Origin of the sequence: Helicobacter fennelliae (assembly GCF_900451005.1) — a bacterium.
In the GTDB taxonomy this organism is placed as follows: Bacteria; Campylobacterota; Campylobacteria; order Campylobacterales; family Helicobacteraceae; genus Helicobacter_B; species Helicobacter_B fennelliae.
The window spans coordinates 26,509-51,114 of record NZ_UGIB01000002.1 but is presented as its reverse complement, the minus strand read 5'-3'; the positions used below and the strand labels follow the sequence as shown (position 1 = coordinate 51,114).

The window sequence follows — 24,606 nt, the reverse complement described above, 5'->3', positions numbered from 1 at the left end:
AAAAAGAATTCATCATCACAACCAAAGGAATCCTATGCTTGATACAAACGAATTTGGCGCGCTTTTGGGCAGGCTTGGGTTTTGCGATTTTAGCGGTGTGCCCTGCTCCTACCTCGCGCCACTCATAAACTACGCGATAAACTCAAAGCACTTTATCATGGCAAATAACGAGGGCGACGCGGTGGCAATCGCTGCGGGAATCTCGCTTGCTAGTATGGGAAATATAGGCGAGGTTTTAAATGAGGATTCTAAAAATTTGCAGAATCTAGGCGCGCAAAGTAAAAATTCTAAAATTTGTGATGAGAAATTGCGAGATTCTGCGAATGAGGCGCACCTAGATGTGCGTCGCAGTGAAGCAGAAGCGATGCGTGGCGATTTATCGCGCAAAGATAGAATTTTTAAAAATTTTGGCTGTGTGCTGATGCAAAACTCCGGACTTAGTAATGCATTATCACCCCTCACAAGCCTAAATCACACTTTTAAGATTCCAATCATTGGCTTTGTATCGCTTAGAGGCGAGCGCAACGAGCGCGGAGAAAACACCGATGAGCCACAGCACGAGCTTTTGGGCGTGATAACCGATAGGCTTTTAGAGACTTGCCAAATAGAATATGAGTTTTTAGACTCTAATATCAATGTCGCAAAAGCCCAGCTAGAGCGCGCAAGAGAGGTTTTAGATTCTCATCAATGCTTCTTTTTTATCGTGCGTGAGGGGACATTTGCAAAGGTGGGGTTAAAAGATTTTAGTGTTTGCGATGAGAAATTGCCAGATTCTGCGAATGAGGCGTTTTTGAATGCAAATGAGATTCTAAACGCGCTAAAAAATCCAAGCGAGACCAAAACCGCGTGCGGAAATTCTAGAATTTCCTTGCCTACAAGATTACAAGCTTTAGAAATCTTACAAAATCTTGCGCTTAAAAATTCCGCCCTCCTCCTTGCCACCACCGGCAAAACCGGGCGCGAGCTTTATGAGATCGATGATACACCAAACCAGCTCTACATGGTCGGCTCCATGGGCTGTGTGAGCTCTCTAGCACTTGGGCTAAGCCTCAAAGCCACAAACAAGGTGCTAGCCATCGATGGAGATTCTGCGCTCCTTATGCGACTTGGTGTGCTCAGCACAAATGCCTACTATGCCAAAGCACACAACACGGGCAATTTCTGCCATATCCTGCTTGATAACCAAAGCCATGACAGCACCGGCGGGCAGTTTAACCTCTCGCCATTTGTGGATTTTTGCCAAATAGCTAGATCCTGTGGATATGAGCTTGTCATCAATGCGCGCGATTTGGGCGAGTTTAGGGACGCGATTGAGCGCATTTTGGAGCGCAAAAGTGGCGGAGCAAGCTTTGTGTATCTGCGTATCGCCAAAGGGAGCAAAGAGAATCTAGGACGCCCTAAAGTAACGCCAAGGCAAGTGGCGCAAAGGCTTGCGGAGTTTGTGGCAAATCCAAAAATACAAAGGAGACAAAATGAAAAATAATACAACAAAAACTTGGCATGACATTTGGGCGGGCAAAAATGCTCAAATCAATAAAAACACAGAAGCAAACAAAATCCTAGAGCAACTCTTTGTGCTCACAGGGTTTGATTCTAAAAGCTCGAGTGCCATCAGTGTGGAAAATTACAGAAAATTTGTCAGTGAGACTTTCAAGTGGGCAGACTTGCAAACTTGCGATAGTCTATATGAGGTGGGCTGTGGAGCTGGAGTTTTCCTTTATGCTATGGAGCTCGAAAAAGCATTAATGGGGGGGGGGGCAGCAGCAAATGAATAGCGGATTTGCGAGACTTGGCGGCATTGATTATGCAAAAAATCTTTGTGCTATCGCTCAAAGTGTCTTGCCACACGCTCATATCGTCCAAATGCAAGCAAAAGATTTTGATACAAATCCGCAATATGATTGCGTCGCGTCCTTTGGCGTGTTTCATTATTTTGAGAATCTAAACTATGCAAAAGAAGTGATTTATAAGATGATAGCTAAAGCAAAGAAAAAGGTGCTTTTTTTGGATATTTTAGATTCTAAAAAGCGCGATGAGGACAAAAGCTACAAGATTAAAGCTTACGGAGAAGAGGAATATAAAAAGCTCTATGAGGGTGAAACAAAGCATTTGTATTATGAAAAATCATTTTTTAGAGAAATTGCGCACGACCTCAATCTAAAATGTGATATAAAAGATCAAAATATAACAGGCTATAAAAATTCTAGCTTTAGATTTAACTGCGCAATAAGTAAGGAAAAATTATGATAGCAGTGATCTTAGCTGCTGGACTTGGTAGCCGACTAAGAGGACTAAATGGTGATTTGCCTAAGGGATTTTTACGCATTAGCGGACTAGAGCTAAGCCTCATTGAGCGATCAATCGCTCTTTTAAGTAAATTTGGAATAAATAAAATCATAATAGGCACAGGATATAATGCCAAAGAATACGACAAACTTGCCCTAAAATATAGCCATGTACTTACGCATAAAAATGAGCATTTTGCTAATACTGGAAGTGCATATACGCTTGAATGTCTAAAGGGGATTATAGATGAAGATTTTTTGCTTTTAGAATCTGATTTGCTATATGAGAGCAAGGCTCTTAAAACATTGCTTGAAGATAATCACAAAGACTTAATCCTAGCAAGTAGCCTTACACAAAGTGGCGATGAAGTATTTTTAGAGATTGTAGATTCTAAGCTAAAAAATCTCTCCAAAAATCAAAGCGAGCTAAACTCTATAAATGCCGAGCTTGTAGGAATAAGCAAAATTTCACTAGATACTTTTAAAAAGCTAGATTTTACAAAAGTAAAAGATTATGAATATTTACTAAAAAATTTTCAAGCAAAGATAGAAAACAATCTAATTTGGTGTGAGATAGACTGCCTAGAACATTTGCATCGCGCACAAGAAAAAATAATCCCATATTTGGATTTTAAAGACTTAAAAATCACAAAGGAGAAAAAATGACAAATGTCCTATTAAATCCCGGTCCTGCAAACACTACACTAAATGTAAAGCTCGCGCAAGTAGTAGAGGATATATGCCCTAGAGAGAGGGAATTTGGCGTGACTATGGAGGAAGTAAGCAATGGGCTTGTAGAGTTCGTGCAAGGTGGAGTAAATAAAAAAGCCGTGTTATTTGGCGGAAGCGGGACTTTGGCGGTAGAATCTGCCCTAAGCTCGATCGTAGGAGCAAATGACAAGCTTGCTATTATTACAAATGGAGCTTATGGCAAGCGTATGGAAGAAATAGCAAAGGCTCACTCGCTTAATTTTGTGGTGTTTCAATCAAGTTTTTTAGAGCCACTTGATTTTGATGATGTTGCAGATTTTTTACAAAAAGAGCAACCAAATTTTATCGCAATTATCCATAGTGAGACTACAAGCGGACTATTAAATGATTTGCATACTTTAAGCAAAATTGCAAAAAATATAGATGCAAAAATTATCGCTGATTGTATGAGTAGCTACGCGTGCTATCCGCTAAACCTTGATGAAGTGGATTTTATCATCGCTTCAAGCAATAAAAACATTCAAGCAATAGCAGGAGTAAGCTTTGTGATAGCAAATGAGGACAATATCCTAAAAGCAAGCCATTCAAAAAGCCTATATCTCAATCTAAAAGCACAATATGAATATTTTAAGGCACACTTTCAAATGCGATTTACTCCACCGGTGCAAACCATCTATGCGCTAAAAACTGCGATTGATGAGCTAAGAGCTGAGGGGCTAAATATGCGATTTGAGCGATACAAGGCAAATAATACACTTTTAAGAGAGGGTTTAAAATCTCTTGGATTTGAGATTTTTCCAAAGCGATCTTTTGGCGTCATCATCACTGCTATTACCCTACCTAATAATATGAGCTTTGAATCTCTACATACACACTGCAAAAATCATGGCTATACGATTTATCCGGGCAAAATCGATGGGCTAAATATGTTTCGCATAGCAAACATTGGCGCGATTACCCAAAATGAGATAAGAGGATTTTTGGAGGTTTTGAGGAATTTTGAGAAATAAATTTCTTAGGCTTTTGTGGATTTGTGGGATTCTACTAGATTTTTAAGTTTTGCTATATTTGCGATTTTTACACCAAAATATCTGCTACAATACATTTTTTATTATCGCTTTGAGTGCAAGGAGTGGCGATGCAGGCAAAAAAAGTTTATATTATTCATGGCTATGACGCGCATCCGCACAAGCATTGGTTTGTGTGGCTAAAGGGCGAGCTGGAGCAAAGCAAAAATGTGCGCGTTGAGATTCTAAGCTTGCCAAATCCTAGCGCGCCTGTGCTAGAGGAGTGGCTGGCGACTTTGGAGGTGCAGATCGGCGTGGCGGATGAGCACAGCTTTATTATCGGGCATAGCCTTGGCTGCATTACGACTTTGCGCTATGTGGAGCGGCTAGATTCTGTCGCTAGCGTGGGTGGCGTGCTGCTTGTGAGTGGCTTTGATAAACCCCTAAGCATTTTGCCAAGCCTCAATCCTTTTACGCGAAAGCCGCTAGACTACCCAAAACTGCGACAAATCATCAAGCAAAAAGTCGTGCTAAGCGCTAAAGATGACACAATCGTGCCAACTGAACTAAGCAAAGAGCTCGCAGAAAATCTAGGCGCAGAATTTATACAAACGCAAACAGGCGGGCATTTTATGGAATCCAATGGCTTCACAACCTTCCCACTGGTGTTGGAGAAAATGCAAGCAATGCTGGGGGAATGAATTATTAGCTCAAACACGCTTTTAATAAAGTGGTGTTTATTTTTATCTTGGCTATCTAAATAATCTACCACCTGCGTTTTATTAGATTGACTAAATATGCAGATATTCTATGGTTTCATCTTTTTTGTTGTATCTTTTGCTGTATTTTCACTATACATTAAGCTTTTTACATAGTGAAATTTACAAGTTCAATGCCACTTCTTTGCACCTTATTTTCTTTTAAGCACATATAACCTCTTTTTTCAAAAAAGCCCTTTGCACTAAGTGAAGCATAAGTGATGATAGGAGTTTTTATCTTGCTTTCTACATTTTCACAAAGCAAACTTGCTATGCCTTGTCTTTGGTGCTTATAAGAGATGAAAAGATACTCAAGCAAAGCAAAATCATCTTGTATTTTCATACTTGCAAAACCTAGAATTTCTCTATCTTTACAGGCTATGAGAGTGTGATTTTGCTTGAGTTTTATATCAAATTCTTGGACATTAAGAGCTTTAGCCCACGCTAAAATCTGCTCTTTACTATAATCTTTAATATTTACATTTTTAAGAGTATTATAAAACAAGCCTAGCAAAGCCTCGTGATAAGAGCTATTGTAGTTTTTAAGTTTCAAAACAAGCCCAAATTTTGCAAGAATTTTATATCTCTTATTTTATTTTTCATCATTTCACTATTTTTTTCAAGCTCCAGTTTTCTTGCCACCGAGATTTTTACAAACTCGCTTTCTTTTTCAAAGCCTATAAATTTTCGTCCCAAGAGATTTGCCGCTATGCCTGTGCTCGCACTGCCACTAAAAGGATCGCCTGTGAGCGAGTTTGTATTACTTGCCATTAAAAGAAGGCGGACAAGTAAAGCTAAAGGCTTTTGAGTAGGGTGTTTGCCATTTATTTTCTCCCAAGGAGCAATCGCGGGAAAAGCCCAAACATCACGCATTTGTTTGTCATTATTAAGTTTTTTCAGCAAATCATAATTAAAAATATGTTTGTGTTTGGCTGATTTTCTCGCCCAAATAATTTGCTCGGTTGAGTGTGTCAGATAGCGACAGCTAAAATTTGGTGGAGGATTAGTCTTTTGCCAAGTGATAATATTTAAAATCTTAAAATCAAGCTTTTGCAAGACTCTACCAAGCGAAAAGATATTATGATAAGTTCCGCTTATAAGCAAACTTCCTGTATCTTTTAGGGCGGTTTTAGCATTTTGTATCCACTGCGTGTTAAACTCATCAATATCACTAATACTTGCCTCCTTATCCCACTCGCCCTTATTAACACTTACAATTTTGCCACTTTGAATGCTTAAGCCATCATTTGAAAGAAAATAAGGCGGATCAGCAAAAAGCAAGTCAAATTCTCCTTTAAACTTTGGTAAAAACTCGTTGCAATCGCCTTGATAAAGGATAAATTGTTTGTCTTTACTTTCAAAGGTTGGGGGTTTAAAATTAATTTGAGGAGCTGTCATTTTTTTATCTTTGAGATAAAATCTTGTATATTGTTAAGATTATAAATTTCTACACTTTTATAGGCTTCTTGAAGTTTGTTTTTGGCTGATAACCAACCTCGCCCATCAGTTATCCAAATAAATTCATAATTTGAAAAATTCTCAAATTTAGGGGCTAAATCTTGATAGGCTCTTGAAGTTTCATTGAGTTTGCTTCCACCAACAGAATAAAAGTTACATTCTATAAAATAACTTTTTTGTTCTGCAAAAATTACAAAATCAAATTTTTTAATATCATCACCAAAAGCCTTGTGTAAATCTGAAAAATCTTTAATATTTACTTGTTCTTTAAAATATAAATTAGCCTTTGTAAAAATTTGTGCGATGAGGTTTTCCATAATTTTACCACTTCGTTGTTTGCGTGCATTGCTATCAAGTCCTACTTCTATACCGAAGACAAAATCATTTAAATCTTTGATTTTTTTATCTGCAAATATTTCAGCTAAGCCACTTTCGCAAATAAAAGTATAAATTCCTTCTATACTAGAAAAATAAGAATTTAAAGCTCTTTGTCTGCCAAATTCATCAAATAAAATATCCTTTTCATCTCGCACAGACAAAATAATATGCAAGCACTCAAACGCCTTTGGATATTCTTTAAAAAGCGTTGTTATATTTTGTTTTAACTCAGTTTTTTCTTTGCCAAGTAAAAAATTTAGATGATTTAAAGAAATGCTTATTTCATCACGATTTTTTAAACACTTTTGCCAATCTACATAAAAAGATAGGGTTCTATTACTAGACCTTAAGGTAGTTATAAATTTTTCAAAATCCAATCTATTTCTCATGCTTAACCTTCCCCTACTCCCACTCTATCGTAGCAGGCGGTTTAGAGCTTATATCATACACCACGCGGTTTATGCCTGAGACTTCATTAATTATCCTGCGGCTGATATTTTCTAGTAGCTCATAGGGCAGATGCGAAAAAGTCGCTGTCATTCCATCTTGTGCTTCCACGGCTCTTACACAAATAGTATTATCATAAGTGCGGTTATCGCCCATTACGCCCACACTTCGCACATTTAAAAGCACACAAAATGCCTGCCACACGCTATCATACAAACCCCATTTATGCAGCTCTTCTATAAAGATAGAATCCGCTTCTTTCAATAGCTCTAAATCCGCCGCATTCACCTCGCCCATAATGCGTATGGCAAGTCCGGGTCCGGGGAAAGGGTGCCTCATAAGCATAGATTCAGGCATTCCTAATTCTCTGCCTAACGCCCTTACCTCGTCCTTAAAAAGCTCTCTTAAAGGCTCGATTAACTCAAACTTCATCCATTCAGGCAGTCCGCCGACATTATGGTGGCTTTTTATCGTTTTGCTAGGACCTTTCACGCTCACAGATTCAATCACATCAGGGTAGAGTGTGCCTTGTGCTAGGAATTTTATTTCACCTTTTGTGTTGTGCTTTTTAGCCTCAGCTTCAAAGACTTCTATGAAGGTTTCACCAATTATTTTTCGCTTTTGCTCAGGCTCTGTAACACCCTTTAACCTTCCTAAAAATAGCTCTTTTGCGTCTGCTACAATCAAAGGCACTTTTAGATTCTCTTTAAACATCGCTTCTACCGCTTCTCTCTCCCCCTTTCTTAAAAGCCCAGTATCCACAAAAACAGGGATAAGATTCTCCCCTATGGCACGATAAAGAAGTATGGCTACCACGCTAGAATCTACGCCCCCACTCACAGCACACAACACTTTCTGCGTTGGCTTTTGCGTGCTTTTAAGGGAGTTTGATTTTGTAGCTTCGTCATTTATGTTTAATAAACTCCTTGCTTCAAAATCTGCACAACCCTTAAAATCATCACAAAATCCTTCCGCATTAGAATCTAACCCTTTTTCTTGTAGATTTTCTTGCGTTGGCTTAGAATCCACTTTTTTAGAATCCCCAAGCACTTTTTCACGCAGTTTTGCAATCTCACTTTCCGCAAAATTCCGCATATTCCAGCTTGTATCTGCCCCACAAATCCCCACAGCAAAATTCCGCAAAATCTCTCCGCCACACTCACTATGCACGACTTCTGGGTGAAACTGCAAAGCATATACATTTCGTTTAAAGTCCGCGATAGCACAATAATGCGTATTTCCACTTTTAGCTAATTCCACAAAGCCGCTAGGTAGAGACTCCACCTTATCCGCGTGGCTCATCCACACGATAGAATCTTGCTTTACACCCTTAAACAACGCCAAATTTAAATCCGCAATTTCTAAAACCGCTTTGCCAAACTCCTGTGCCTCTGCCCTTACCACACTTCCGCCAAAAAAATGTGCGATATACTGCATACCATAGCAGATTCCAAGGATTGGCACGCCCAGTGTGAAAATCGCAGAATCTAGCTTGTAGGCATTCTCCTCATACACGCTTGCAGGTCCGCCGCTAAGTATTAGCCCGCGTGCGCGTTTAGCGCGGATAGATTCTATGCTTGCATTATAGGGCATTATCTCTGTGTAGATTCCGCATTCTCTAAGCCTACGCGCGATAAGCTGCGTGTATTGACTGCCAAAGTCAAGCACCAAAATTTGTGTATTCATACTGCCTCCCAAAATCTTTAAACTCAAAATATTTTTATATTGTTGCAAATTGCGGATTCTGCCAAAATTACCACTAAGCAAAATCCCACTCTAAAGTCAGAGAATCTAAAATCGCAATCTTAGCACATTCTAGCTTAAAGCAGATTCTAAAGGCACGGATTTTGCTACACAAGCCCAAACAAATAATAAAAGTCTGCATAGAAGCGCAATTTAGGTATGTGTGATTAGGCAGATGGGCGCGACAAAACGATAAAAACGATAAGGCGACAAATCAAAATAAGGAGAGTAAATACCAAATAAGGCGATGGAAGCGGTGGCAAAAGAAGTGCGCAAAGTGCGTGATGGCGTCCTTTGTGCGCTTATAGCAGGAGACTACGCGCAGGGTTTAGAGCTTGCAAAGCAAGTGCTTACAGGACAAATGCCTTATGACAAAAAACACATCAAAAACCATAACAGAAAGCAGAGACAACACACCAAATCAAGCACAAGTAGAATCTCAAGAGATTATCGAGTTTGCCAGTCTGTGCGCGCTTTTGTGTAAAAACGCTCAAAGCGCATTGCAACTTTGCACTCTTGCTTATGAGTGCGACCCTTCGGCTTTTCACGCACTCTGCCTTGCCAAAGCTTACGCACTAAATGGCATATATGACAAAGCGTGCGAAATCTGTGAGAATCTTAACTCTCACACAAGCGCGCTAGATTCTAGTGCGCTAGAATCTGTATTCAAGCCCCAAGTGCTTGAAGTTTTGTGCGAATGCTTTGAGAATCTAAAAGACCCTCAAAATCTCATACAGAATCTCGCGCAGAATCCAACGCAGAATTTAATATGGATTCCAATATAGAATCTAATATAAATTCTTGCACAAACTCAAGCATAAAATCAAGCCAAAACCCCCAAAGCACCACAAATCACACAAAAAAATCGCGCTTTTTTGGGATACGGAGCTTGATTATAACGATTTCCGTTCAAGAAATCTCTCACTCACATTTTTGCTTGATATGTTAAAATTTTTGCCCGATTCACACATTGAGCTTCTCTCCTTTCAAGTGCCCAAAAATGCGATTGGGTGGGGGGCTCAGACAAAAAAATAGCAAGAGCAATTACACAAAGCAGGCATTGTGGATTGTGGCTTGAAATTTAGCGATTGGCTCGATACTTACAAGGCGCTCAAAGAAGTGGATTTGCTTGTTTGCATTGATAGCGCGATCGCGCATTTGGCACTTTGCGTTGGCGTGCCTACTTTTGTGCTTTTGCCAAAATATTTTGACTGGCATTGGGGCAGACTAGAATCTCCTGCAAGCATATTTTATCCGCACGCGCATTTACTGCGGCTTGAGGATTTTCACCCAATCACACAAAACCAAAGCACAGAATCTCAAGCCAAAATAGATTCTCAAAGCCAAAAAATCTGTGCAAAAATCTGCGAGATTCTAGGATTGTGATAAATTTTGTTATTATTGCAAGTAAATCTAGTCTATGTTGCAAATCTTAGCGACCTTTGACATCTAAAATCTTAGTGTGTTTTTTGATAAAGCAACAGATAAGGAAATTTGCAAAACTTATCACAAAAAATATCGTCAAAATACAATTAGGAGCGACAAAATCGCCTTTTGTCAGAATCAAAACAATGCCATAATGAAGCACAAACAAAGATGTGCCTGATCCACAAAAGCGTTATATCGCGTCTTAGTATAGATTTGAAGCTAAATTCTAGGGCTGCTTTTTTGAAGTTTTTAAACGATGGTATAAAGCAAGAAGTTTGATTGGCAAAGTTAGGTATTCCTCTCTAAATTTTTGTGTCAAAAACGCCTCTTCAGCACTCACGATTCGCTCATAATACAGCCAAAATGCTAGAACAAAAACAAGGATAAAAAGAAAATTGCCACTCAAAATCACAGGGCTAAGCATCATAAAAAAATTGCCTAAATAGAGGGGATTTCTACATACAGAATATAGCCCTGTGGTATTGAGACTGACTGCTTCTTGGGCTTTGGTGCCTTTTATGGAAGTGCCTGCTGGGACGACACCTGCGACAAGAGTGCGTATAGTCTGCCCCAAAAGCCCAACTACAAGAGCTGTAACAATTAGAGGAATGTTATAAATTGCCCCCCCCCCCCGACAATACCGCCACTATCGCCTTTAGGATCACTCTCAAATAAAGGCGAACCATAAAAATACACACTCAAAAGAAGCAAAGGAATCATCACCAAAGGCAAATAACTTCTGTATCGAAACAGAAAATCACCCTCTGCAATTAAAGATTTTTGCAAAGTCATACGCTCTCCTTAATTTTTTATTTTTGTTTGGTTTAACTTGATTTTTATTTGGTGCTTTAAACGCACATAAAAATTTGGATTTTACTTTATGTTTTATAAAAATCACATAAACTTTATACACTCATAGAATCCATAATCACTTCGCAACACTCAAACCATAAATAATGCAAAATCTAAATTCCAAACGAGAATCTAAAATCTCTAAAAGGTAAAAAAATATTTTACTAAATAAGGTGGCTTTAAGTAGTTTTGTATCAAACTTGCATTGTTAATGCAAATAAATAGGAAGTTTGAGTATAATCTTAGGATTTTTAGATTCTGCTTGTATTTTGGCATAATGCAGAATCTAAATTGCAAAGCACAACAAAGGAATTAAAGGAGACAAAATGTCAAATATGATTGCTCCAGATAAAACGCCTGTGTGGGTCAATGAGACACGATGTAAAGCTTGTGATATATGTGTTTCTCGTTGCCCTGCGGGAGTTTTGGGAATGAGATTGGATCACCATAAGGTTTTGGGGAAAGTCATTGAGGTCGCTCACCCAGAGAGCTGCATAGGGTGTTGCGAATGCGAATTGCATTGTCCAGATTTTGCAATTTATGTTGCCGATAGGAAAGAGTTTAAATTTGCAAAACTCACTCAAGAAGCCCAAGAAAGAGCCCAAAAAGTTCGGGAAAACAATTTTATGATTATTGATAAAAAGGAAGAATAATGCGAGAAGTGATTTCTGGTGGAAATGAATTAGTAGCAAAAGCGGCTATTGATGTGGGTTGTAGATTTTATGGTGGGTATCCTATTACGCCATCATCTGATATTATGCATGAGATGAGCGTTTTGCTTCCGCAATATGGTGGTAAATTTATCCAAATGGAAGATGAAATCAGTGGTATATCTGTTTCTTTGGGTGCTTCTATGAGCGGGGTTAAGGCGATGACTGGAAGTTCTGGACCGGGCATTTCGCTTAAAGTTGAGCAAATCGGGCTTGCATTTATGGCAGAGATTCCTTTGGTGATTGCTGATGTTATGCGCTCTGGTCCCTCAACAGGAATGCCAACTCGCGTAGCACAAGGCGATATTAACTTTTTGAAGCACCCAACACATGGCGATTTTAAATCTGTGGCTATCGCTCCGGGTAACCTTGAAGAATCCTATACACAAACAGTGCGTGCGTTTAATTTGGCAGAAGAGCTGATGACACCGGTATTTTTGATGATGGACGAAACCATAGGACATATGTATGGCAAAACCTACATTCCGGATTTGGAAGAAGTGCAAAAAAATATCATCAATCGTCGCGTATTTACCGGTGATCCAAAAGACTACAAGCCGTATGAAGTTGGTGCAAATGAAGGGGCGATATTAAATCCATTTTTTAAAGGGTATCGCTATCATATCACAGGATTGCATCACGGACCGCTAGGCTTTCCGACAGAAGATGCGAAAATGGGGCAGGCTCTTATTGATCGATTGTTTAACAAAATAGAATCTAGAGAATCAAGCATTTGTCAAAATGAGGAATTTGAGCTAGAAGATGCAGAGATTGTGGTTATTGCGTATGGATCGAGTGCATTAGCAGTCAAAGAGGCGATTCCTCATCTTCGGGCAATGGGCAAAAAAGTCGGGTTATTTCGCCCTATCACGATTTGGCCAAGTCCCAAAACACGACTCAAAGAATTAGGCAAAAAATACCAAAAAATCATTGTGATCGAGCTCAATAAAGGACAATACCTTGAGGAAATCGAGCGGATTTTGGAGCGCAAGGTAGAATTTATGGGGCAAGCAAATGGGCGAAGTATCGCTCCAAATCAGATCATTGAACGAATTAAGGAGATATAAAATGGCTTTTAATTATGATGAATATTTGCGTGCAGATAAAATGCCTACACTTTGGTGTTGGGGCTGTGGCGATGGTGTGATTTTAAAATCCATAATCCGCACGATTGACGCGCTTGGCTGGAAAATGGACGATGTGTGTTTGGTGAGTGGGATTGGCTGCAGTGGGCGAATGAGCTCTTATGTGAATTGCAACACTGTGCATACGACACATGGACGCGCTGTGGCTTATGCCACAGGTATAAAGCTTGCTAATCCTGATAAACATGTGATTGTCGTTAGTGGCGATGGTGATGCGCTTGCTATCGGTGGCAATCACACAATGCATGCGTGTAGGAGAAATATTGATATTAATTTTGTGCTTGTAAATAATTTTATTTATGGTTTGACAAACTCGCAAACTTCGCCCACAACCCCAAAAGGAATGTGGACTGTTACAGCCCAATATGGCAATATCGATAATAATTTTAATCCATGCACTCTCGCAGATGCGGCAGGAGCAACTTTTATCGCACGAGAATCTGTAATTGATCCTAAAAGAATTGAGAAAGCATTTTTGGAAGGCTTTAAGCATGAGGGCTTTAGCTTTTTTGACATTCATAGCAACTGCCATATCAATCTCGGGCGCAAAAACAAAATGGGCGAAGCGGTGCAGACACTCAAATGGATAGATTCTCGAATTATGACAAAGCGCAAGTTTGATGAATTATCACCAGAAGAGCAAAATGGCAAATTTCCAACCGGAATCCTCAAGCATGATACAAGCAAAATGGAGTATTGCAAGGCGTATGATGAAGTCATCCAAAAAGCACAGCAAAAAAAGGGAGGACATTAATTTATGGAAGCGCAACTTAGATTTACAGGAGTAGGAGGACAAGGGGTTTTGCTTGCAGGGGAGATTCTCGCAGAATCCAGAATCCGCGCAGGAGGCTATGGGATTCAGGCTTCTACTTATACTTCACAAGTGCGTGGAGGTCCTACAAAAGTCGATATTTTGCTAGATTCTAAAGAGATTTTATATCCGTATGCAATCGAAGGGGAGATAAGCTTTATGCTCTCCACCGCGCAAGTAAGCTACGATCAATTCAAAAGTGGCGTCAAAGATGGCGGGATCATTGTCGTTGAGCCAAATTTAGTCAAGCCAACACCTCAAGATGAGCAAAAATTTAGAATCTATCATATTCCTATCATCACCATAGCCAAAGAAGAAGTAGGCAATGTCGTTACGCAATCAGTCGTCGCACTTGGCGTTACGGTGGCTTTCACACATTGTGTCGATAGAGATTTGGTCTATCAAACAATGATTTCCAAAGTGCCTGCCAAAGTCGTAGAACTCAATAAGAAAGCATTTGAACTTGGCGAAAAATACGCAAATGAGGCGTTAAAAAACAAAAGCTAGATTCTAGGGCTTAAGCCTATGCCTTTTATCCAAAAAGATTTTTACCTCCATACCCCGATAAAAGCGACTCTTTTTTTGAAGCAATTGGGGTATCCGCCACATCTCGCGCAAAAAATCATCGACAAAAAGCGACTCAAACACAATAACATTCCTGTAAAAAAATCTCAGATTCTGCAAGGGCTTGTGCGTCTGACTTATTTTGAAGAGCGGTTTTATCAAGCAAATGAGCTGATAGAGCCGTTTTTTATCACAAAAGATTTTGCTTGCTTTAATAAGCCACCAAAGCTCTTGATTCACCCAAAGGGAAGCTTTTTGCATAAGAGCCTTTTAGATTCTATGATGTTTTATTTTGACTCGCACACAAAGCCTATTCATCGCCTAGATTACGAGACAAGCGGGATTGTGCTTGCAGGGAGAGGATATGCAAATGAGCGCGCTTTGAAAGATATGTTTATGGCAAAGCAAGTCCAAAAGCTCTATATTGCAAAGATTAGAGGACATTTATCAGAATCTATAACAATACAAGCTCCTATCAAAGAACCCACCAAGGCTGATAAACTCGCAAGAAAAAATCTTTGCATTCGCTCACAAATCCACCCACAAGGCAAGCTAGCCACAACGATTGTAATTCCTATTGCATATCATGGTGATTGCACTTTTGTCAAGGTGATCCCACTCACAGGCAGGACGCATCAGATTCGGCTTCACCTTTGGTATAGTGGCTATCCGATTGTCAATGATTTTTTGTATAGCGATGATGATGCGCAAAGTATGCGCTATCTTGATGAAATCAAAGCCAGCTTTCAGTCGTATTCGCATAAATTTGCGCCAAATCCACACATAGAGCAAAACCCCGCACTCAACGATTTGTATGCTGATAAATTTTTATGCCTGCATGCGTATGCGCTTAGATTCTGCTTTAAGGGCATTACATATCATATTTGCACGACGCAAAGCCTGCATGTATTGAATTGGTGGGATTGTGATTTGGATTTGGCACAAGTAGGAAGTTTTTAGAATCTAAATTCCACAATACAAAACAATCCAAACTCAAGCAAGCCACAAAGTCTTAAGTCCATCTCACGCAAAATTGCCACCCAATCTCTCACCACCCAAAATATGAAAATGCAAATGCGGCACTTCCTGCCCGCTATTTGCACCAATATTTGTAACGAGCCGATAGCCACTCTCTTTGATTCCAGCGATTTCTACGACTTTGAGTATAAATGCGCTCATTTTACCCATAAGGGCAGAATCTATCGCATTAAAATCTTTGAGCTCTTTTTTGGGGATTGCAAGGATATGCACTTTGGCTTTTGGGGCGATGTCATAAAACGCCAAAAATTCCTCATCTTCATACACTTTTTTGCAAGGGATTTCGCCTTTGATGATTTTTGAAAACACACTCATTTTTGCTCCTTTAGTCCTAACTTCAATCCTACGCGCATTTTTGACGCGGATTTTGAATTGTATATCAAATCACTAAACACATCAAAATCCACACAAAAAAAGCACATTTATCTCCTTAAGCTTTGGTTTGCTATGATTGCGAATTATTTTAGATTCTAGGATTATGATGAGACATATACCTGTGCTTTTAGATGAAGTGTGTGCGCTGTTTGAGCCTATTGGTAATAACATTAATGGCGTTTTTATCGACTGCACGCTTGGCTTAGGCGGGCATTCTCAAGCACTTTTAGCACGACACAAAAACATCACACTTATTGGCATAGACAAAGACACTCAAGCCATAGCTATCGCTAAGCAGAATCTAAAAAATTTTAGCGATAGGGTGCAGATTCTGCAAGGTGGCTTTGGCTATCAGCTAGAAGTCGCACTGCATCGCGCATTTAAATCTCAAAAAAAAGTCGTAGGAATCCTAGCTGACATTGGCGTAAGCTCATTGCAGCTTGATAGTCTTGAGCGCGGGTTTAGTTTCAAGAGTGAAAACCTTGATATGCGAATGGATACAAACCAGAATCTTGATGCTCACTACATTCTTTGTCATTATTCGCAATTTGAGCTAGAGCGGGTGTTTAGAGAGTATGGCGAGATAAAAGAATACAAAAAGCTTGCGCGCTTGCTGAAATCACGCGAATTTGCGAGCGCAAAAGATTTGAGCGCGTTTCTTTCACAACATTTTAGCAATCCTAGAATCAACCCTGCCACTTTGGCATTTCAGGCATTGCGCATCGAAGTCAATGACGAATTAGGAGAATTAAAGCGTTTTTTCAATACCATTGCCAAATATTTTCACGAGCTTAGCGGCGCGATTGTAGACGTGATAAGCTTTCATTCTTTAGAAGATAGGATCACAAAAGAGACTTTTAGAGAATGGAGCAAAAGCTGTATCTGCGATCCAAATGCCTATCGTTGCGAATGTGGTAATAACCACGCTAAAGGGCGGATTCTAACCAAAAAGCCAATCACGCCAAGCCAAAATGAATTGCGTGCAAATCCACGTTCAAGAAGCTCAAAACTGCGAGCATTTGTGGTGGATAAAACATAAAATAAAATCTTAAGAATATCAAGGGCAATATAAGGAGAAAAAATGAATGATGTAAGAATCGAGTATGACGAAAAAAACGGGCTTTCTATCGGAGAGGAGAGCACTCAAAGAGGGCTAAGCATTAGCGCGCTTATTTATGCGTTTGTGTTTTTGCTTGCGGGGCTTTTTATCTGCGTCCCCAAAATCTATCTTAGCAGCACGATTTATTATTTGAGTCGCGACATCAATAAACTCCAAACCCAAAGCGATCTACTCAAAGAAGAAAACAAACGACTAAGTAACGAGCGCGAAATATTGCGCTACAACTATCTCAAGCAAAATCTCAAAGCCTTAGAATCTCAAGTGGCACCTTAAATGCCTTATCGCACCTCGCAAGCAAAACGTAATAATAAAACAAAATACACAGGCAAATTTTTCAAGTAGCACAAAGCAAAAATCTAGATTCTAGAATCCCAAAATCTCATGGAAAATGAATATTATCCAAATGCTCTTTATAGGTTGTGCTAAAAGTATGCACGCCATTTTTATTGCGCACAAAATACAAATAATCCACATCAGCTGGATTTACAGCCGCTCTAATCGCCTCGATACTCGCGCTTCCGACAGGATATGGCGGAATGCCTTTGTTGCGGTATGTATTAAATGGCGTTGGATCAGTTCTAATGCGTTGGGGTGTGATTTTGGTGTGCGAATACGCTCCATAATTAAGCGAGCCGTCCATTTGCAAAGGCATTTTGAGCTTTAAACGATTGAAGATGACAGCCGATACAAGTGGCATTTCTTGCTTGTTTGCGGCTTCTTTTTGTATGATAGATGCTATTGTTATATATCTAAACCACTCCTCTTGCTTATAGCTACCAAGTAATTTTACGGCAAGATTCTGGTGTATTTTTAAGGATTGCTGCACCAAATTCATCATCAAACTTTCCTCATTAATGCCTATTGGAATCTTATAAGTATTTGGAAAAATCACTCCATCTTCATAAGGTGCGTATTTGCTATAACTCTCTTTGAGCTTATTTTCATCAAGCGAAAGCTTTACTGCAATATCTTGGATAAAAAAATACAAAGTCTCGCCCGGAATCAGCACGATTTTATTTTGTGCGGCTTTTGCATTGACAAGGCGATACAAAAAATCCCCCTTAGCAATGCGCTCTCCTCCCATATCAATCAGCCCACTTTGAGGCTTGCCTAGAATCCGCAATATATTTTTGTCAATTTGATTAATATCAAAATTATTTTTTGATAGATATGTTATAATCGACGAAATAGAACCCGAAGGAATAGAGACAATGGGCGTTGTTTTTATCTCCAAAGCCAAATAAAAGAAAACAATTAAAACAATGAGCAAAGCAGTATCCAAAAGAAGACTTAATATTTTTATTATCCTTTTTATCATTCTTTCTACCCTTTTTGGTGGTTTTATGCTTTTGTCAAATGGCATAAATATCAAACAAATCAAAATTGCCAATATTCAAATAAGCGGATTCTACCTAAAACTAAACAATAAATTTATTTTACACATTCAGCAAATAGATATTTCAAAAATTTTAGCCAAAAAACAATCCACCAATCTTGATGATTCATCATTTGACATACAGGAAGTGAGCGATTATGTCAAATATGTGTTATGGGGTATTGCGTATTTTGAAGAGCTCAAAGTCAAAAATATCATCTTAAATAGCGATTATGAGGCGTCGATTGATTATAATGGCAAGCAATACGCGCTCACCTTTCCGCAAGTCAAAGCTGTTTTTGACATTCAAAACAAAGACGACAAAATCCTCATCGACATCAAGCAATTAGCCTTGCTTCATTCAAGCATTGATATAGCAGGAAGGCTTATTTATGCGCCTTCTGATAAGCAATTAGGCTTTGGACTTGTGCTATCTCCTCAGCAAGAAAAAATAACGCGATTTTTTTTGCAAGGCTCAACAAATTTCAAAACATTGCATGTGCAAACCAAAACCTCCAAACTCAAAAATCTTGACTTCCTCCATCAGCTCATCGAGCAGAATCTATCCGAGCAGATGATAATAACCCTCAACAAGTGGTTTTTTGATAGCTTGAAATACGACTCTATCGAGCTAAAAAACGCGAGCTTCAATCTCCAACTCAATACAAGAAATTTCTATAAAAGCCTTTTGCAAAACACAAAACTCAACCTCATCATAAATAAACCCCAATATTCACTAGAATCTAGCTTGCCAAATATTACCGCTGAAGAAGCCAAACTCGAGATTGTAGATTCTAAAGCCTTGCTTTCTTTCAAACAGCCACTTTACGCAAACAACAATCTTGAAGGCTCAAATCTAAGCTTTGTGCTTGAAGATGAGATCCCAACGCTTCATATTGCCTTGCTTTCAAATCATCTAATATACAATCAAGAACTAAAACAAATGCTTCATCATTTTGGAATAGCAATCCCTGTTGATTCCATACAAGGAAACATCACTGGCGATATACTCATCTCGCTAGGCTTTGCGCCAAACGCTACAAATGTCGGCACCAAAGGCTCTATCACGCTTGAAAATGGAATAGTCTATGTCGCAGATACTTATGTAGCGACCAAACAAGCTCAAGCAATGATTGCTATCAATCCACTTGCAGGCGAGTATGGAATCAATATCAATACAATCCACACAACGTATCAAAATATGTTTGATATTGATACGCAAACAAAAATCAATCTTTTAGATAAAAAGCTTACGACAAATCTTATCGTGCATGCATTGCGAGTCAGCACAAATCCCGAGATAAACCAGCAACTCCTTAGCCCTCAAGATATTTTCAAAAACCTAGATAAAATAGATTCTGATACCTTTGAGTCAGCAGAATCTCAAGACAAATCCAAGAGCCAAGAGAACCAAAATCAAGAAAATCAGCAGAATCTAGAAAATTCAGAAAATCTAGAGAACCCGCAGAATCTAAATGAATCAATAGAACCCCCCACAAATCCAATCACACAAAATTTCAACCACATTATCGCCTCATCTTTGCAATCAACACTAAAATACATTCATCATATCCACTACGCCCAGAATAACGCGACCTCAACTGATGTGCCATTATCACCAACCTTGCCTCAACCAGCGCAACCCCAGCCCGCACAACCCCAATCTATACAAATAGAGAATCCAAACGCGCCAACAAAAACGGAAGCAGAAGCGAACCTGCCAACTTTTGCCAAGCCAGATACATCGCTTGCCCCAGAAGAATCCACACTCAATCTCCAAGATGACGACCAAGATAACCAAAATAATAATAAAAATAACGACACAGACAACACAAAAGATAGCACTCAAATCAATGAGCCCAAAACCCCGCAATCTAACCAAAATATAAATCCAAATCAAAACATAAACCAGAATCTACAAAGCACACAAAACACCAAAGAATCTAGTGGCATTTCAGAATCTACCAATACTCAAAATTCTGCCCCATTAGATTCTAGCTCATTAGATTCTAGTTCGCAAACCACAAATCAAGCACAATCTAGCCAAGCAAATCAAGAGCTAAATGAGCCAGATGAGTCAAACCAGAATCTAGAGCAAACCGCAAAAAAAACAGAGCAACCCACCATAAATACCGCAAATAAACCCACACATAAATCCGCCCTAAAGCTTGATTTCAAAAAACCAATGAGCCAAGAGCAAATGCAAAAAGCCATTATCGCGCTTATCCAAGAAGAAGAAAATGATAAATTCACTTATGATATTTTCAAGGCTACGCAAGAGGATTTTCCGCCATTGCAAATACAAGTTGATTTCTCCACACCAACGATTCATATCAATATCGAGCAGCTCAAAACTTATATCGATATTTTTAGCGATGAAATCCGCTTCAATATCGCTGACTTTTCGCAATTTTCTCCATATTCTCCATTGATGAATTTTTTGGGGTTAAAAGAAGGCGATGCGCTGATTTATCTTCAAGATGCGACAAATTTTAAATTCAAAATCAATATCTTAAATTACCCCTCATTTATCCTCAATAAAAAAGGGCAAGTTATCCGCAATTTCTCGTTTTATGGTGATTTGCATAATGGCAAACTTAATGTCAAATCTGATGATGATCTTATTGCTTTGCAATTTGTTGATAATAGCGTATGGACGACATTTAAAAATATCGATATTGATATTAATATGCTGCTTACAAGCCAAGTGCCGGCGATTGAAAATATTTTTAACGCACCCGGTGGCAAAACAGAAGTCTTTAGCAAAGAGCAAATCCAAAACGAAAATGCTTTTTTGCGTCAAAAAAGACGTTATGAGCGACAAAATGGCATTAAGCCACGTATTGTCTCTATCGATGCGCAAAACACAACTGGATTTTTCAAAGATATTATTCTGCCATTTGATGAAGTCAATGCAAAAATCCGAGATGGTCGCATAGTAGCTGATGCGACTTACAAAAATGGTATCGCTAATATTGATATTATCCGAGGAAATGTTTTATTTAAGGCTGGAAATTTCAGTAGTGAATTTTTAAATAAAGTCATCAAAAGCAATATCGTTGAAGGCGGATTATTTGGCATCAATGGAATCTATCGTCAAGATGTATTTAATGGCGAAGTAACTATGCAAAACACGACTTTCAAAGGGTTTGCGATTATCCAAAATGTCATCAGCCTTATTGATACTATTCCGTCATTGATTATGTTTAGGAATCCAAACCTAGGTGCGCAAGGCTATGAAGTCTCCAAAGGCAAAATCTTAATCTCGCTTAACACTCAATATGTCGGACTAGAATCTATAAATCTTGTTGGCAAAACTATGGATGTCAAAGGTGATGGAGTCATCGAGCTTGAGAGTGGAGAAGTGGATATTGGGCTTTCAATCTCAACGCTCAAAAGCCTAAGCGGAATCCTCAATAAAATCCCAATAGCAGGCTATCTTATCTTAGGCGAAGAGGGCAAAGTAACAACGCAAGTGGGCATCAAAGGCACAATATCTAATCCAAAAACCCAAGTCAGCTTAGCTGAAGATTTATTAAAAACCCCGCTTAAAATCATAGAAAGAGTGTTTTCGCCGATAGATATGATTGTTGATGAAATGAGAAAGGGTATAGATTAATGCCTCTCTCCAATCTCAATGCCGAGCAGCTTAGCGCGGCAACTGCAAGAATGGGGCATAATCTTGTCATCGCCTCCGCTGGCACAGGCAAAACCTCAACCATTGTCGGACGCATAGCCTACCTCCTCCACAACGGAATCAAAGCAGAGGAGATTTTACTTCTGACTTTTACTAATAAAGCCTCGCTTGAAATGATCGCAAGGATTGAGAAAAAATTTGGCTTTATCGCCAAACAAATAGAATCTGGCACTTTTCATGCTGTCTCATACCGCTATCTCAAAAACAAATACTCTATCACACTCAAGCAGCCACGAGAGCTCAAAATCCTTTTTAAAAGTATCGCTGAAAGGCATATATACAAAGATATAGGCTCTGTGAAGCCCTATTCTGCTGAATATCTCTTTGATATATACTCGCTTTTTTTAAATTCTCAAAACAATGAAACCCTAAGCCAATGGCTTGAAAACAAAGGCTCTGATCATAGCCAATATGTCGATATTTACGAGCATATCTTTGATGAATACCAAGCACTCAAAAAAGAATACAATTATATGGATTACAACGACTTATTAATCGAATACGCCAATGAAATGAGACAAATAGAATGCCAATACAAAGAGATTTTGTGCGATGAATACCAAGATACAAACCCATTACAAAATCATGTCATCACTTCACTTAACCCAAAGAGTCTTTTTTGTGTGGGAGATTATGACCAAAGCATTTATGCCTTTAATGGTGCAGATATTTCAATCATTTCAAATTTTTCAAAAGTATATGCAGATTCTCAAGTCTTTACATTGACAAAAAACTACCGCTCGACAAGATATATTCTTGATTTGGCAAATCGCGTAATCCAAAACAACGAGCGCATTTACCACAAATCTCTTGAAGTAGTCAAAACCCAAGAACCCATTTTGCCAAAGCTCCTTGTGTATGATGATTTATTTACCCAATACCAAAGTATCGCCAAAAAAATCCTCACAGCAAATTATCCACTTGAAGATATTGCTATTATTTTTAGAAACAACTCATCAGCTGATGGTTGTGAAGCGTCATTGCGCGAGCTAAATATCCCTTCCAAACGCAAAGGTGGCACAAGCTTTTTTGACTCCAAAGAAATCGCACTTATCCTTGATATTTGCGCGCTTATTTATAATCACAAAGATATGATGGCATATATCCATACATTAAGCTATGGCTCTAGCATAGGCAATTCTACCGCCAAAGAAATCTTTGAAGCACTCGTGCGATTAGGCAATGGCAATGCAAATCATGGGCTATTGCACCCCAATAATGAAAGACCTTATTTACAACGAAGCAAAAGCGCGCAACTCGGGCTTTTTGATGATTTTTTTATACTACAAGATTCTAAGAGATTTGATGCACTTCTTTCAGAATCTTTTGCCTCACACCCAATCCTCTCACACCCCAAGCTCAACGCCCAAGGCGCAAAATTTTTAAATGATTTTTTTCATCTTATACATTCAAACCGCTCACACTCAAATCCAAAATCTTTGATTGCTGCAATCGCTAAGGATAAGTTTTATAGACAGATTATTGATGAATTATGTATCCAGCGCGCGCGAGACAAAAATGGCGAAATCCAAATCGATAAACAGCAAGAAGCAAAAGAGAGAATCGAGCGCAAAATACTTTTATTGCAAGATATTGCCAATCATTATGACTATCTAGGAAGCTTTTTGAATGCGATGATTCTAAGCTCTAATGAAAACTCTCAAGGCAATGGCGTCAATCTCTTAAGCATTCACGCAAGCAAAGGCTTAGAATTTGGAATGGTGTTTGTAATCGACCTTATGCAAGGAAGATTTCCAAATCTCAAACTCATGACAAAAAGCGGAAGCCTCGAAGAAGAGCGGAGGCTGTTTTATGTAGCCACCACAAGAGCCAAAGAGATTCTCTATCTCTCCTATGCCAAAAAAGATTCTCTCAAAAACATTCAGTATGAGCCTTCTATTTTTCTTTATGAAGCAAAAATGCTTGAAAAATAACTAATAAAAAGTGTATTGTTATTTTTTTGTTACACAAAAGATAAATAATAAGACTTCCAAATTTAAAAAATAGGAGTCAAAAATGAAATCTCTCAAAACGAGTTTATGGAGTAAAGTTCTTCTTAGCGTAAGTGCTATTGCTATGAGTTTAAGCATTGCAAATGCAGATGTCAAAGAAGGGACAGATTATGTTGTTTTAAAAGAAGAAATTCCAAACGCACAAAACACAGTGATTGAAGTATATAGCTATGCATGTCCATTTTGCTATAAATACTCAAAATTCATTCCAGAAATCATCAAAAACCTTCCAAAAGGCGTAACTTTCAAACCTTACCACTTAGAGCAAAAAGGTGATTATGGTAAGCAAGCAAGCCAAGTGTATGCCGTAGCTATGGCAAAAGACAAAAAAGCTGGAATCGACATTAATGATACTGACAAATCTTCTTTTCAAAAAGCAGAACATGCGTATTTTGAGCAATACCATGCAAAAAAGAATCGCTGGAAAGATGGAAAAGATGTAGATGGCTTCTTAAAAACAGGACTTGATGCAGCGGGAATCAGCCTTGAAGAATTCAATAAAGCACTTGATGATGCAGATGTAAAAGCTATCCTTACAGAATGGGAAGCGAGCTATAATGTAGCGACTATTCAAGGCGTGCCAGCATTTATTGTCAATGGTAAATATCTTATTTACACGAAATCAATCTCTTCACTTCAAGATCTAGAATCTAAAATCCAAGAATTGCTAAAAAAATAGATTCTATTCAAAG

The 24,606-nt window shown here is 38.8% G+C and carries 28 protein-coding genes; 19 read left to right on the top strand and 9 right to left on the bottom strand.

Annotation, left to right across the window (positions count from 1 at the left end; translation table 11 throughout):
* Positions 1-34 precede the first annotated feature (34 nt).
* The 6 genes from DY109_RS10565 to DY109_RS10540 all read left to right on the top strand — a co-directional run bounded on the left by DY109_RS10565 (position 35) and on the right by DY109_RS10540 (position 4,704).
* Complete coding sequence (locus DY109_RS10565) at positions 35-1,483, top strand: thiamine pyrophosphate-dependent enzyme (protein ID WP_023946904.1); 1,449 nt, start codon at positions 35-37, stop codon at positions 1,481-1,483.
* Positions 1,473-1,775 carry a hypothetical protein gene (locus DY109_RS10560; RefSeq protein WP_023946906.1) on the top strand — a complete coding sequence of 101 codons (303 nt, stop codon included), beginning with the start codon at positions 1,473-1,475 and terminating at the stop codon, positions 1,773-1,775. The genes DY109_RS10565 and DY109_RS10560 overlap by 11 nt, the downstream gene beginning before the upstream one ends.
* Positions 1,768-2,247, top strand: coding sequence for a class I SAM-dependent methyltransferase (locus tag DY109_RS10555; protein WP_023946908.1), 480 nt, complete (start codon positions 1,768-1,770; stop codon positions 2,245-2,247). Before DY109_RS10560 ends, DY109_RS10555 begins: the two co-directional genes overlap by 8 nt.
* A complete protein-coding gene (locus DY109_RS10550) occupies positions 2,244-2,951 on the top strand; it encodes a phosphocholine cytidylyltransferase family protein (protein WP_023946910.1) in 708 nt (235 codons plus the stop codon). The genes DY109_RS10555 and DY109_RS10550 overlap by 4 nt, the downstream gene beginning before the upstream one ends.
* Positions 2,948-4,006: a pyridoxal-phosphate-dependent aminotransferase family protein gene (locus DY109_RS10545; RefSeq protein ID WP_023946912.1), complete on the top strand. Its 1,059-nt coding sequence runs from the start codon at positions 2,948-2,950 to the stop codon at positions 4,004-4,006. The genes DY109_RS10550 and DY109_RS10545 overlap by 4 nt, the downstream gene beginning before the upstream one ends.
* A 128-nt stretch (positions 4,007-4,134) precedes the next feature.
* The gene (locus DY109_RS10540; RefSeq protein WP_023946915.1) at positions 4,135-4,704 is read left to right on the top strand and encodes an RBBP9/YdeN family alpha/beta hydrolase; all 570 of its coding nucleotides are present in this window, start codon (positions 4,135-4,137) and stop codon (positions 4,702-4,704) included.
* Positions 4,705-4,870: 166 nt separating this feature from the next.
* Here DY109_RS10540 and DY109_RS10535 read toward each other — a convergent pair whose 3' ends face one another.
* From DY109_RS10535 to DY109_RS12410, 5 genes are all read right to left on the bottom strand, one after another.
* The gene (locus DY109_RS10535) at positions 4,871-5,314 is read right to left on the bottom strand and encodes a GNAT family N-acetyltransferase (RefSeq protein ID WP_023946916.1); all 444 of its coding nucleotides are present in this window, start codon (positions 5,312-5,314) and stop codon (positions 4,871-4,873) included.
* Positions 5,311-6,159 (bottom strand): DNA-methyltransferase, encoded by an 849-nt coding sequence (locus DY109_RS10530; RefSeq protein WP_023946918.1) that lies wholly within the window; start codon positions 6,157-6,159, stop codon positions 5,311-5,313. Before DY109_RS10530 ends, DY109_RS10535 begins: the two co-directional genes overlap by 4 nt.
* On the bottom strand, positions 6,156-6,986 hold the full coding sequence (locus tag DY109_RS10525) for a type II restriction endonuclease (RefSeq protein WP_023946920.1): 831 nt from the start codon (positions 6,984-6,986) through the stop codon (positions 6,156-6,158). Before DY109_RS10525 ends, DY109_RS10530 begins: the two co-directional genes overlap by 4 nt.
* Before the next feature lie 13 nt (positions 6,987-6,999).
* A complete protein-coding gene (gene guaA / locus DY109_RS10520) occupies positions 7,000-8,730 on the bottom strand; it encodes a glutamine-hydrolyzing GMP synthase (protein WP_034549326.1) in 1,731 nt (576 codons plus the stop codon).
* Positions 8,731-8,803: 73 nt separating this feature from the next.
* Positions 8,804-8,929, bottom strand: coding sequence for a hypothetical protein (locus DY109_RS12410; protein WP_023946924.1), 126 nt, complete (start codon positions 8,927-8,929; stop codon positions 8,804-8,806).
* A gap of 105 nt (positions 8,930-9,034) precedes the next feature.
* On the opposite strand from DY109_RS12410, the gene DY109_RS11725 reads away from it, so the two are divergent.
* From DY109_RS11725 to DY109_RS10500, 3 genes are all read left to right on the top strand, one after another.
* On the top strand, positions 9,035-9,271 hold the full coding sequence (locus DY109_RS11725) for a hypothetical protein (RefSeq protein ID WP_034549327.1): 237 nt from the start codon (positions 9,035-9,037) through the stop codon (positions 9,269-9,271).
* On the top strand, positions 9,156-9,572 hold the full coding sequence (locus DY109_RS10510) for a hypothetical protein (RefSeq protein WP_147277907.1): 417 nt from the start codon (positions 9,156-9,158) through the stop codon (positions 9,570-9,572). The genes DY109_RS11725 and DY109_RS10510 overlap by 116 nt, the downstream gene beginning before the upstream one ends.
* Positions 9,573-9,849: 277 nt before the next feature.
* Positions 9,850-10,173 carry a hypothetical protein gene (locus tag DY109_RS10500; RefSeq protein ID WP_023946931.1) on the top strand — a complete coding sequence of 108 codons (324 nt, stop codon included), beginning with the start codon at positions 9,850-9,852 and terminating at the stop codon, positions 10,171-10,173.
* Positions 10,174-10,441: 268 nt separating this feature from the next.
* Here the strand turns inward: DY109_RS10500 and DY109_RS12190 are convergent, their stop codons facing one another.
* Together DY109_RS12190 and DY109_RS12185 are read right to left on the bottom strand one after the other, a co-directional pair.
* Positions 10,442-10,789, bottom strand: a complete 348-nt coding sequence (locus tag DY109_RS12190) for a methyltransferase family protein (RefSeq protein ID WP_023946934.1) — start codon at positions 10,787-10,789, stop codon at positions 10,442-10,444.
* A gap of 26 nt (positions 10,790-10,815) precedes the next feature.
* Positions 10,816-11,007: a hypothetical protein gene (locus DY109_RS12185; RefSeq protein WP_023946936.1), complete on the bottom strand. Its 192-nt coding sequence runs from the start codon at positions 11,005-11,007 to the stop codon at positions 10,816-10,818.
* A gap of 386 nt (positions 11,008-11,393) precedes the next feature.
* Here DY109_RS12185 and DY109_RS10490 point away from each other — a divergent pair, with 386 nt between their 5' ends.
* Genes DY109_RS10490 through DY109_RS10470 form a run of 5 tightly spaced genes read left to right on the top strand, consistent with a single transcriptional unit; the run spans position 11,394 to position 15,257 of the window.
* A complete protein-coding gene (locus DY109_RS10490) occupies positions 11,394-11,720 on the top strand; it encodes a 4Fe-4S binding protein (protein WP_023946942.1) in 327 nt (108 codons plus the stop codon).
* Positions 11,720-12,844, top strand: coding sequence for a 2-oxoglutarate synthase subunit alpha (locus tag DY109_RS10485; RefSeq protein ID WP_023946944.1), 1,125 nt, complete (start codon positions 11,720-11,722; stop codon positions 12,842-12,844). Before DY109_RS10490 ends, DY109_RS10485 begins: the two co-directional genes overlap by 1 nt.
* 1 nt (position 12,845) lies before the next feature.
* Entirely contained in the window at positions 12,846-13,676 is an 831-nt protein-coding gene (locus tag DY109_RS10480; protein WP_023946946.1) for a 2-oxoglutarate ferredoxin oxidoreductase subunit beta, read from the top strand.
* A gap of 3 nt (positions 13,677-13,679) precedes the next feature.
* Positions 13,680-14,240, top strand: a complete 561-nt coding sequence (locus DY109_RS10475) for a 2-oxoglutarate:acceptor oxidoreductase subunit OorC (protein ID WP_023946948.1) — start codon at positions 13,680-13,682, stop codon at positions 14,238-14,240.
* An 18-nt stretch (positions 14,241-14,258) separates the two neighbouring features.
* Complete coding sequence (locus DY109_RS10470) at positions 14,259-15,257, top strand: pseudouridine synthase family protein (protein ID WP_023946950.1); 999 nt, start codon at positions 14,259-14,261, stop codon at positions 15,255-15,257.
* 63 nt (positions 15,258-15,320) lie between these two features.
* Here the strand turns inward: DY109_RS10470 and DY109_RS10465 are convergent, their stop codons facing one another.
* Complete coding sequence (locus DY109_RS10465) at positions 15,321-15,650, bottom strand: histidine triad nucleotide-binding protein (RefSeq protein WP_023946952.1); 330 nt, start codon at positions 15,648-15,650, stop codon at positions 15,321-15,323.
* 163 nt (positions 15,651-15,813) lie between these two features.
* On the opposite strand from DY109_RS10465, the gene rsmH reads away from it, so the two are divergent.
* Both rsmH and DY109_RS10455 read left to right on the top strand, forming a co-directional pair.
* The gene (gene rsmH, locus DY109_RS10460; protein WP_409365447.1) at positions 15,814-16,749 is read left to right on the top strand and encodes a 16S rRNA (cytosine(1402)-N(4))-methyltransferase RsmH; all 936 of its coding nucleotides are present in this window, start codon (positions 15,814-15,816) and stop codon (positions 16,747-16,749) included.
* A gap of 42 nt (positions 16,750-16,791) precedes the next feature.
* Positions 16,792-17,103, top strand: a complete 312-nt coding sequence (locus DY109_RS10455; protein ID WP_023946956.1) for a DUF948 domain-containing protein — start codon at positions 16,792-16,794, stop codon at positions 17,101-17,103.
* A gap of 106 nt (positions 17,104-17,209) precedes the next feature.
* Here DY109_RS10455 and mltG read toward each other — a convergent pair whose 3' ends face one another.
* Positions 17,210-18,148 (bottom strand): endolytic transglycosylase MltG, encoded by a 939-nt coding sequence (gene mltG / locus DY109_RS10450; RefSeq protein WP_081714866.1) that lies wholly within the window; start codon positions 18,146-18,148, stop codon positions 17,210-17,212.
* Here mltG and DY109_RS10445 point away from each other — a divergent pair.
* The 3 genes from DY109_RS10445 (at position 18,093) to DY109_RS10435 (ending at position 24,593) form a co-directional block, all read left to right on the top strand.
* Positions 18,093-21,824 carry a YhdP family protein gene (locus DY109_RS10445; RefSeq protein WP_023946960.1) on the top strand — a complete coding sequence of 1,244 codons (3,732 nt, stop codon included), beginning with the start codon at positions 18,093-18,095 and terminating at the stop codon, positions 21,822-21,824. The genes mltG and DY109_RS10445 overlap by 56 nt on opposite strands.
* Positions 21,824-23,836: an ATP-dependent helicase gene (locus DY109_RS10440; RefSeq protein ID WP_023946962.1), complete on the top strand. Its 2,013-nt coding sequence runs from the start codon at positions 21,824-21,826 to the stop codon at positions 23,834-23,836. The genes DY109_RS10445 and DY109_RS10440 overlap by 1 nt, the downstream gene beginning before the upstream one ends.
* Positions 23,837-23,918: 82 nt before the next feature.
* Positions 23,919-24,593: a thiol:disulfide interchange protein DsbA/DsbL gene (locus DY109_RS10435; RefSeq protein ID WP_023946964.1), complete on the top strand. Its 675-nt coding sequence runs from the start codon at positions 23,919-23,921 to the stop codon at positions 24,591-24,593.
* Positions 24,594-24,606: the final 13 nt, after the last annotated feature.

Coding starts and splice junctions, on each gene's coding strand:
- DY109_RS10565 (WP_023946904.1), top strand. CDS start 35: ATGCTTGATACAAACGAATTTGGCGCGCTTTTGGGCAGGCTTGGGTTT.
- DY109_RS10560 (WP_023946906.1), top strand. CDS start 1,473: ATGAAAAATAATACAACAAAAACTTGGCATGACATTTGGGCGGGCAAA.
- DY109_RS10555 (WP_023946908.1), top strand. CDS start 1,768: ATGAATAGCGGATTTGCGAGACTTGGCGGCATTGATTATGCAAAAAAT.
- DY109_RS10550 (WP_023946910.1), top strand. CDS start 2,244: ATGATAGCAGTGATCTTAGCTGCTGGACTTGGTAGCCGACTAAGAGGA.
- DY109_RS10545 (WP_023946912.1), top strand. CDS start 2,948: ATGACAAATGTCCTATTAAATCCCGGTCCTGCAAACACTACACTAAAT.
- DY109_RS10540 (WP_023946915.1), top strand. CDS start 4,135: ATGCAGGCAAAAAAAGTTTATATTATTCATGGCTATGACGCGCATCCG.
- DY109_RS10530 (WP_023946918.1), bottom strand. CDS start 6,159: ATGACAGCTCCTCAAATTAATTTTAAACCCCCAACCTTTGAAAGTAAA.
- DY109_RS10525 (WP_023946920.1), bottom strand. CDS start 6,986: ATGAGAAATAGATTGGATTTTGAAAAATTTATAACTACCTTAAGGTCT.
- guaA (WP_034549326.1), bottom strand. CDS start 8,730: ATGAATACACAAATTTTGGTGCTTGACTTTGGCAGTCAATACACGCAG.
- DY109_RS12410 (WP_023946924.1), bottom strand. CDS start 8,929: ATGCAGACTTTTATTATTTGTTTGGGCTTGTGTAGCAAAATCCGTGCC.
- DY109_RS11725 (WP_034549327.1), top strand. CDS start 9,035: ATGGAAGCGGTGGCAAAAGAAGTGCGCAAAGTGCGTGATGGCGTCCTT.
- DY109_RS10510 (WP_147277907.1), top strand. CDS start 9,156: ATGACAAAAAACACATCAAAAACCATAACAGAAAGCAGAGACAACACA.
- DY109_RS12185 (WP_023946936.1), bottom strand. CDS start 11,007: ATGACTTTGCAAAAATCTTTAATTGCAGAGGGTGATTTTCTGTTTCGA.
- DY109_RS10490 (WP_023946942.1), top strand. CDS start 11,394: ATGTCAAATATGATTGCTCCAGATAAAACGCCTGTGTGGGTCAATGAG.
- DY109_RS10485 (WP_023946944.1), top strand. CDS start 11,720: ATGCGAGAAGTGATTTCTGGTGGAAATGAATTAGTAGCAAAAGCGGCT.
- DY109_RS10480 (WP_023946946.1), top strand. CDS start 12,846: ATGGCTTTTAATTATGATGAATATTTGCGTGCAGATAAAATGCCTACA.
- DY109_RS10475 (WP_023946948.1), top strand. CDS start 13,680: ATGGAAGCGCAACTTAGATTTACAGGAGTAGGAGGACAAGGGGTTTTG.
- DY109_RS10470 (WP_023946950.1), top strand. CDS start 14,259: ATGCCTTTTATCCAAAAAGATTTTTACCTCCATACCCCGATAAAAGCG.
- DY109_RS10465 (WP_023946952.1), bottom strand. CDS start 15,650: ATGAGTGTGTTTTCAAAAATCATCAAAGGCGAAATCCCTTGCAAAAAA.
- rsmH (WP_409365447.1), top strand. CDS start 15,814: ATGATGAGACATATACCTGTGCTTTTAGATGAAGTGTGTGCGCTGTTT.
- DY109_RS10455 (WP_023946956.1), top strand. CDS start 16,792: ATGAATGATGTAAGAATCGAGTATGACGAAAAAAACGGGCTTTCTATC.
- DY109_RS10445 (WP_023946960.1), top strand. CDS start 18,093: ATGAGCAAAGCAGTATCCAAAAGAAGACTTAATATTTTTATTATCCTT.
- mltG (WP_081714866.1), bottom strand. CDS start 18,148: ATGATAAAAAGGATAATAAAAATATTAAGTCTTCTTTTGGATACTGCT.
- DY109_RS10440 (WP_023946962.1), top strand. CDS start 21,824: ATGCCTCTCTCCAATCTCAATGCCGAGCAGCTTAGCGCGGCAACTGCA.
- DY109_RS10435 (WP_023946964.1), top strand. CDS start 23,919: ATGAAATCTCTCAAAACGAGTTTATGGAGTAAAGTTCTTCTTAGCGTA.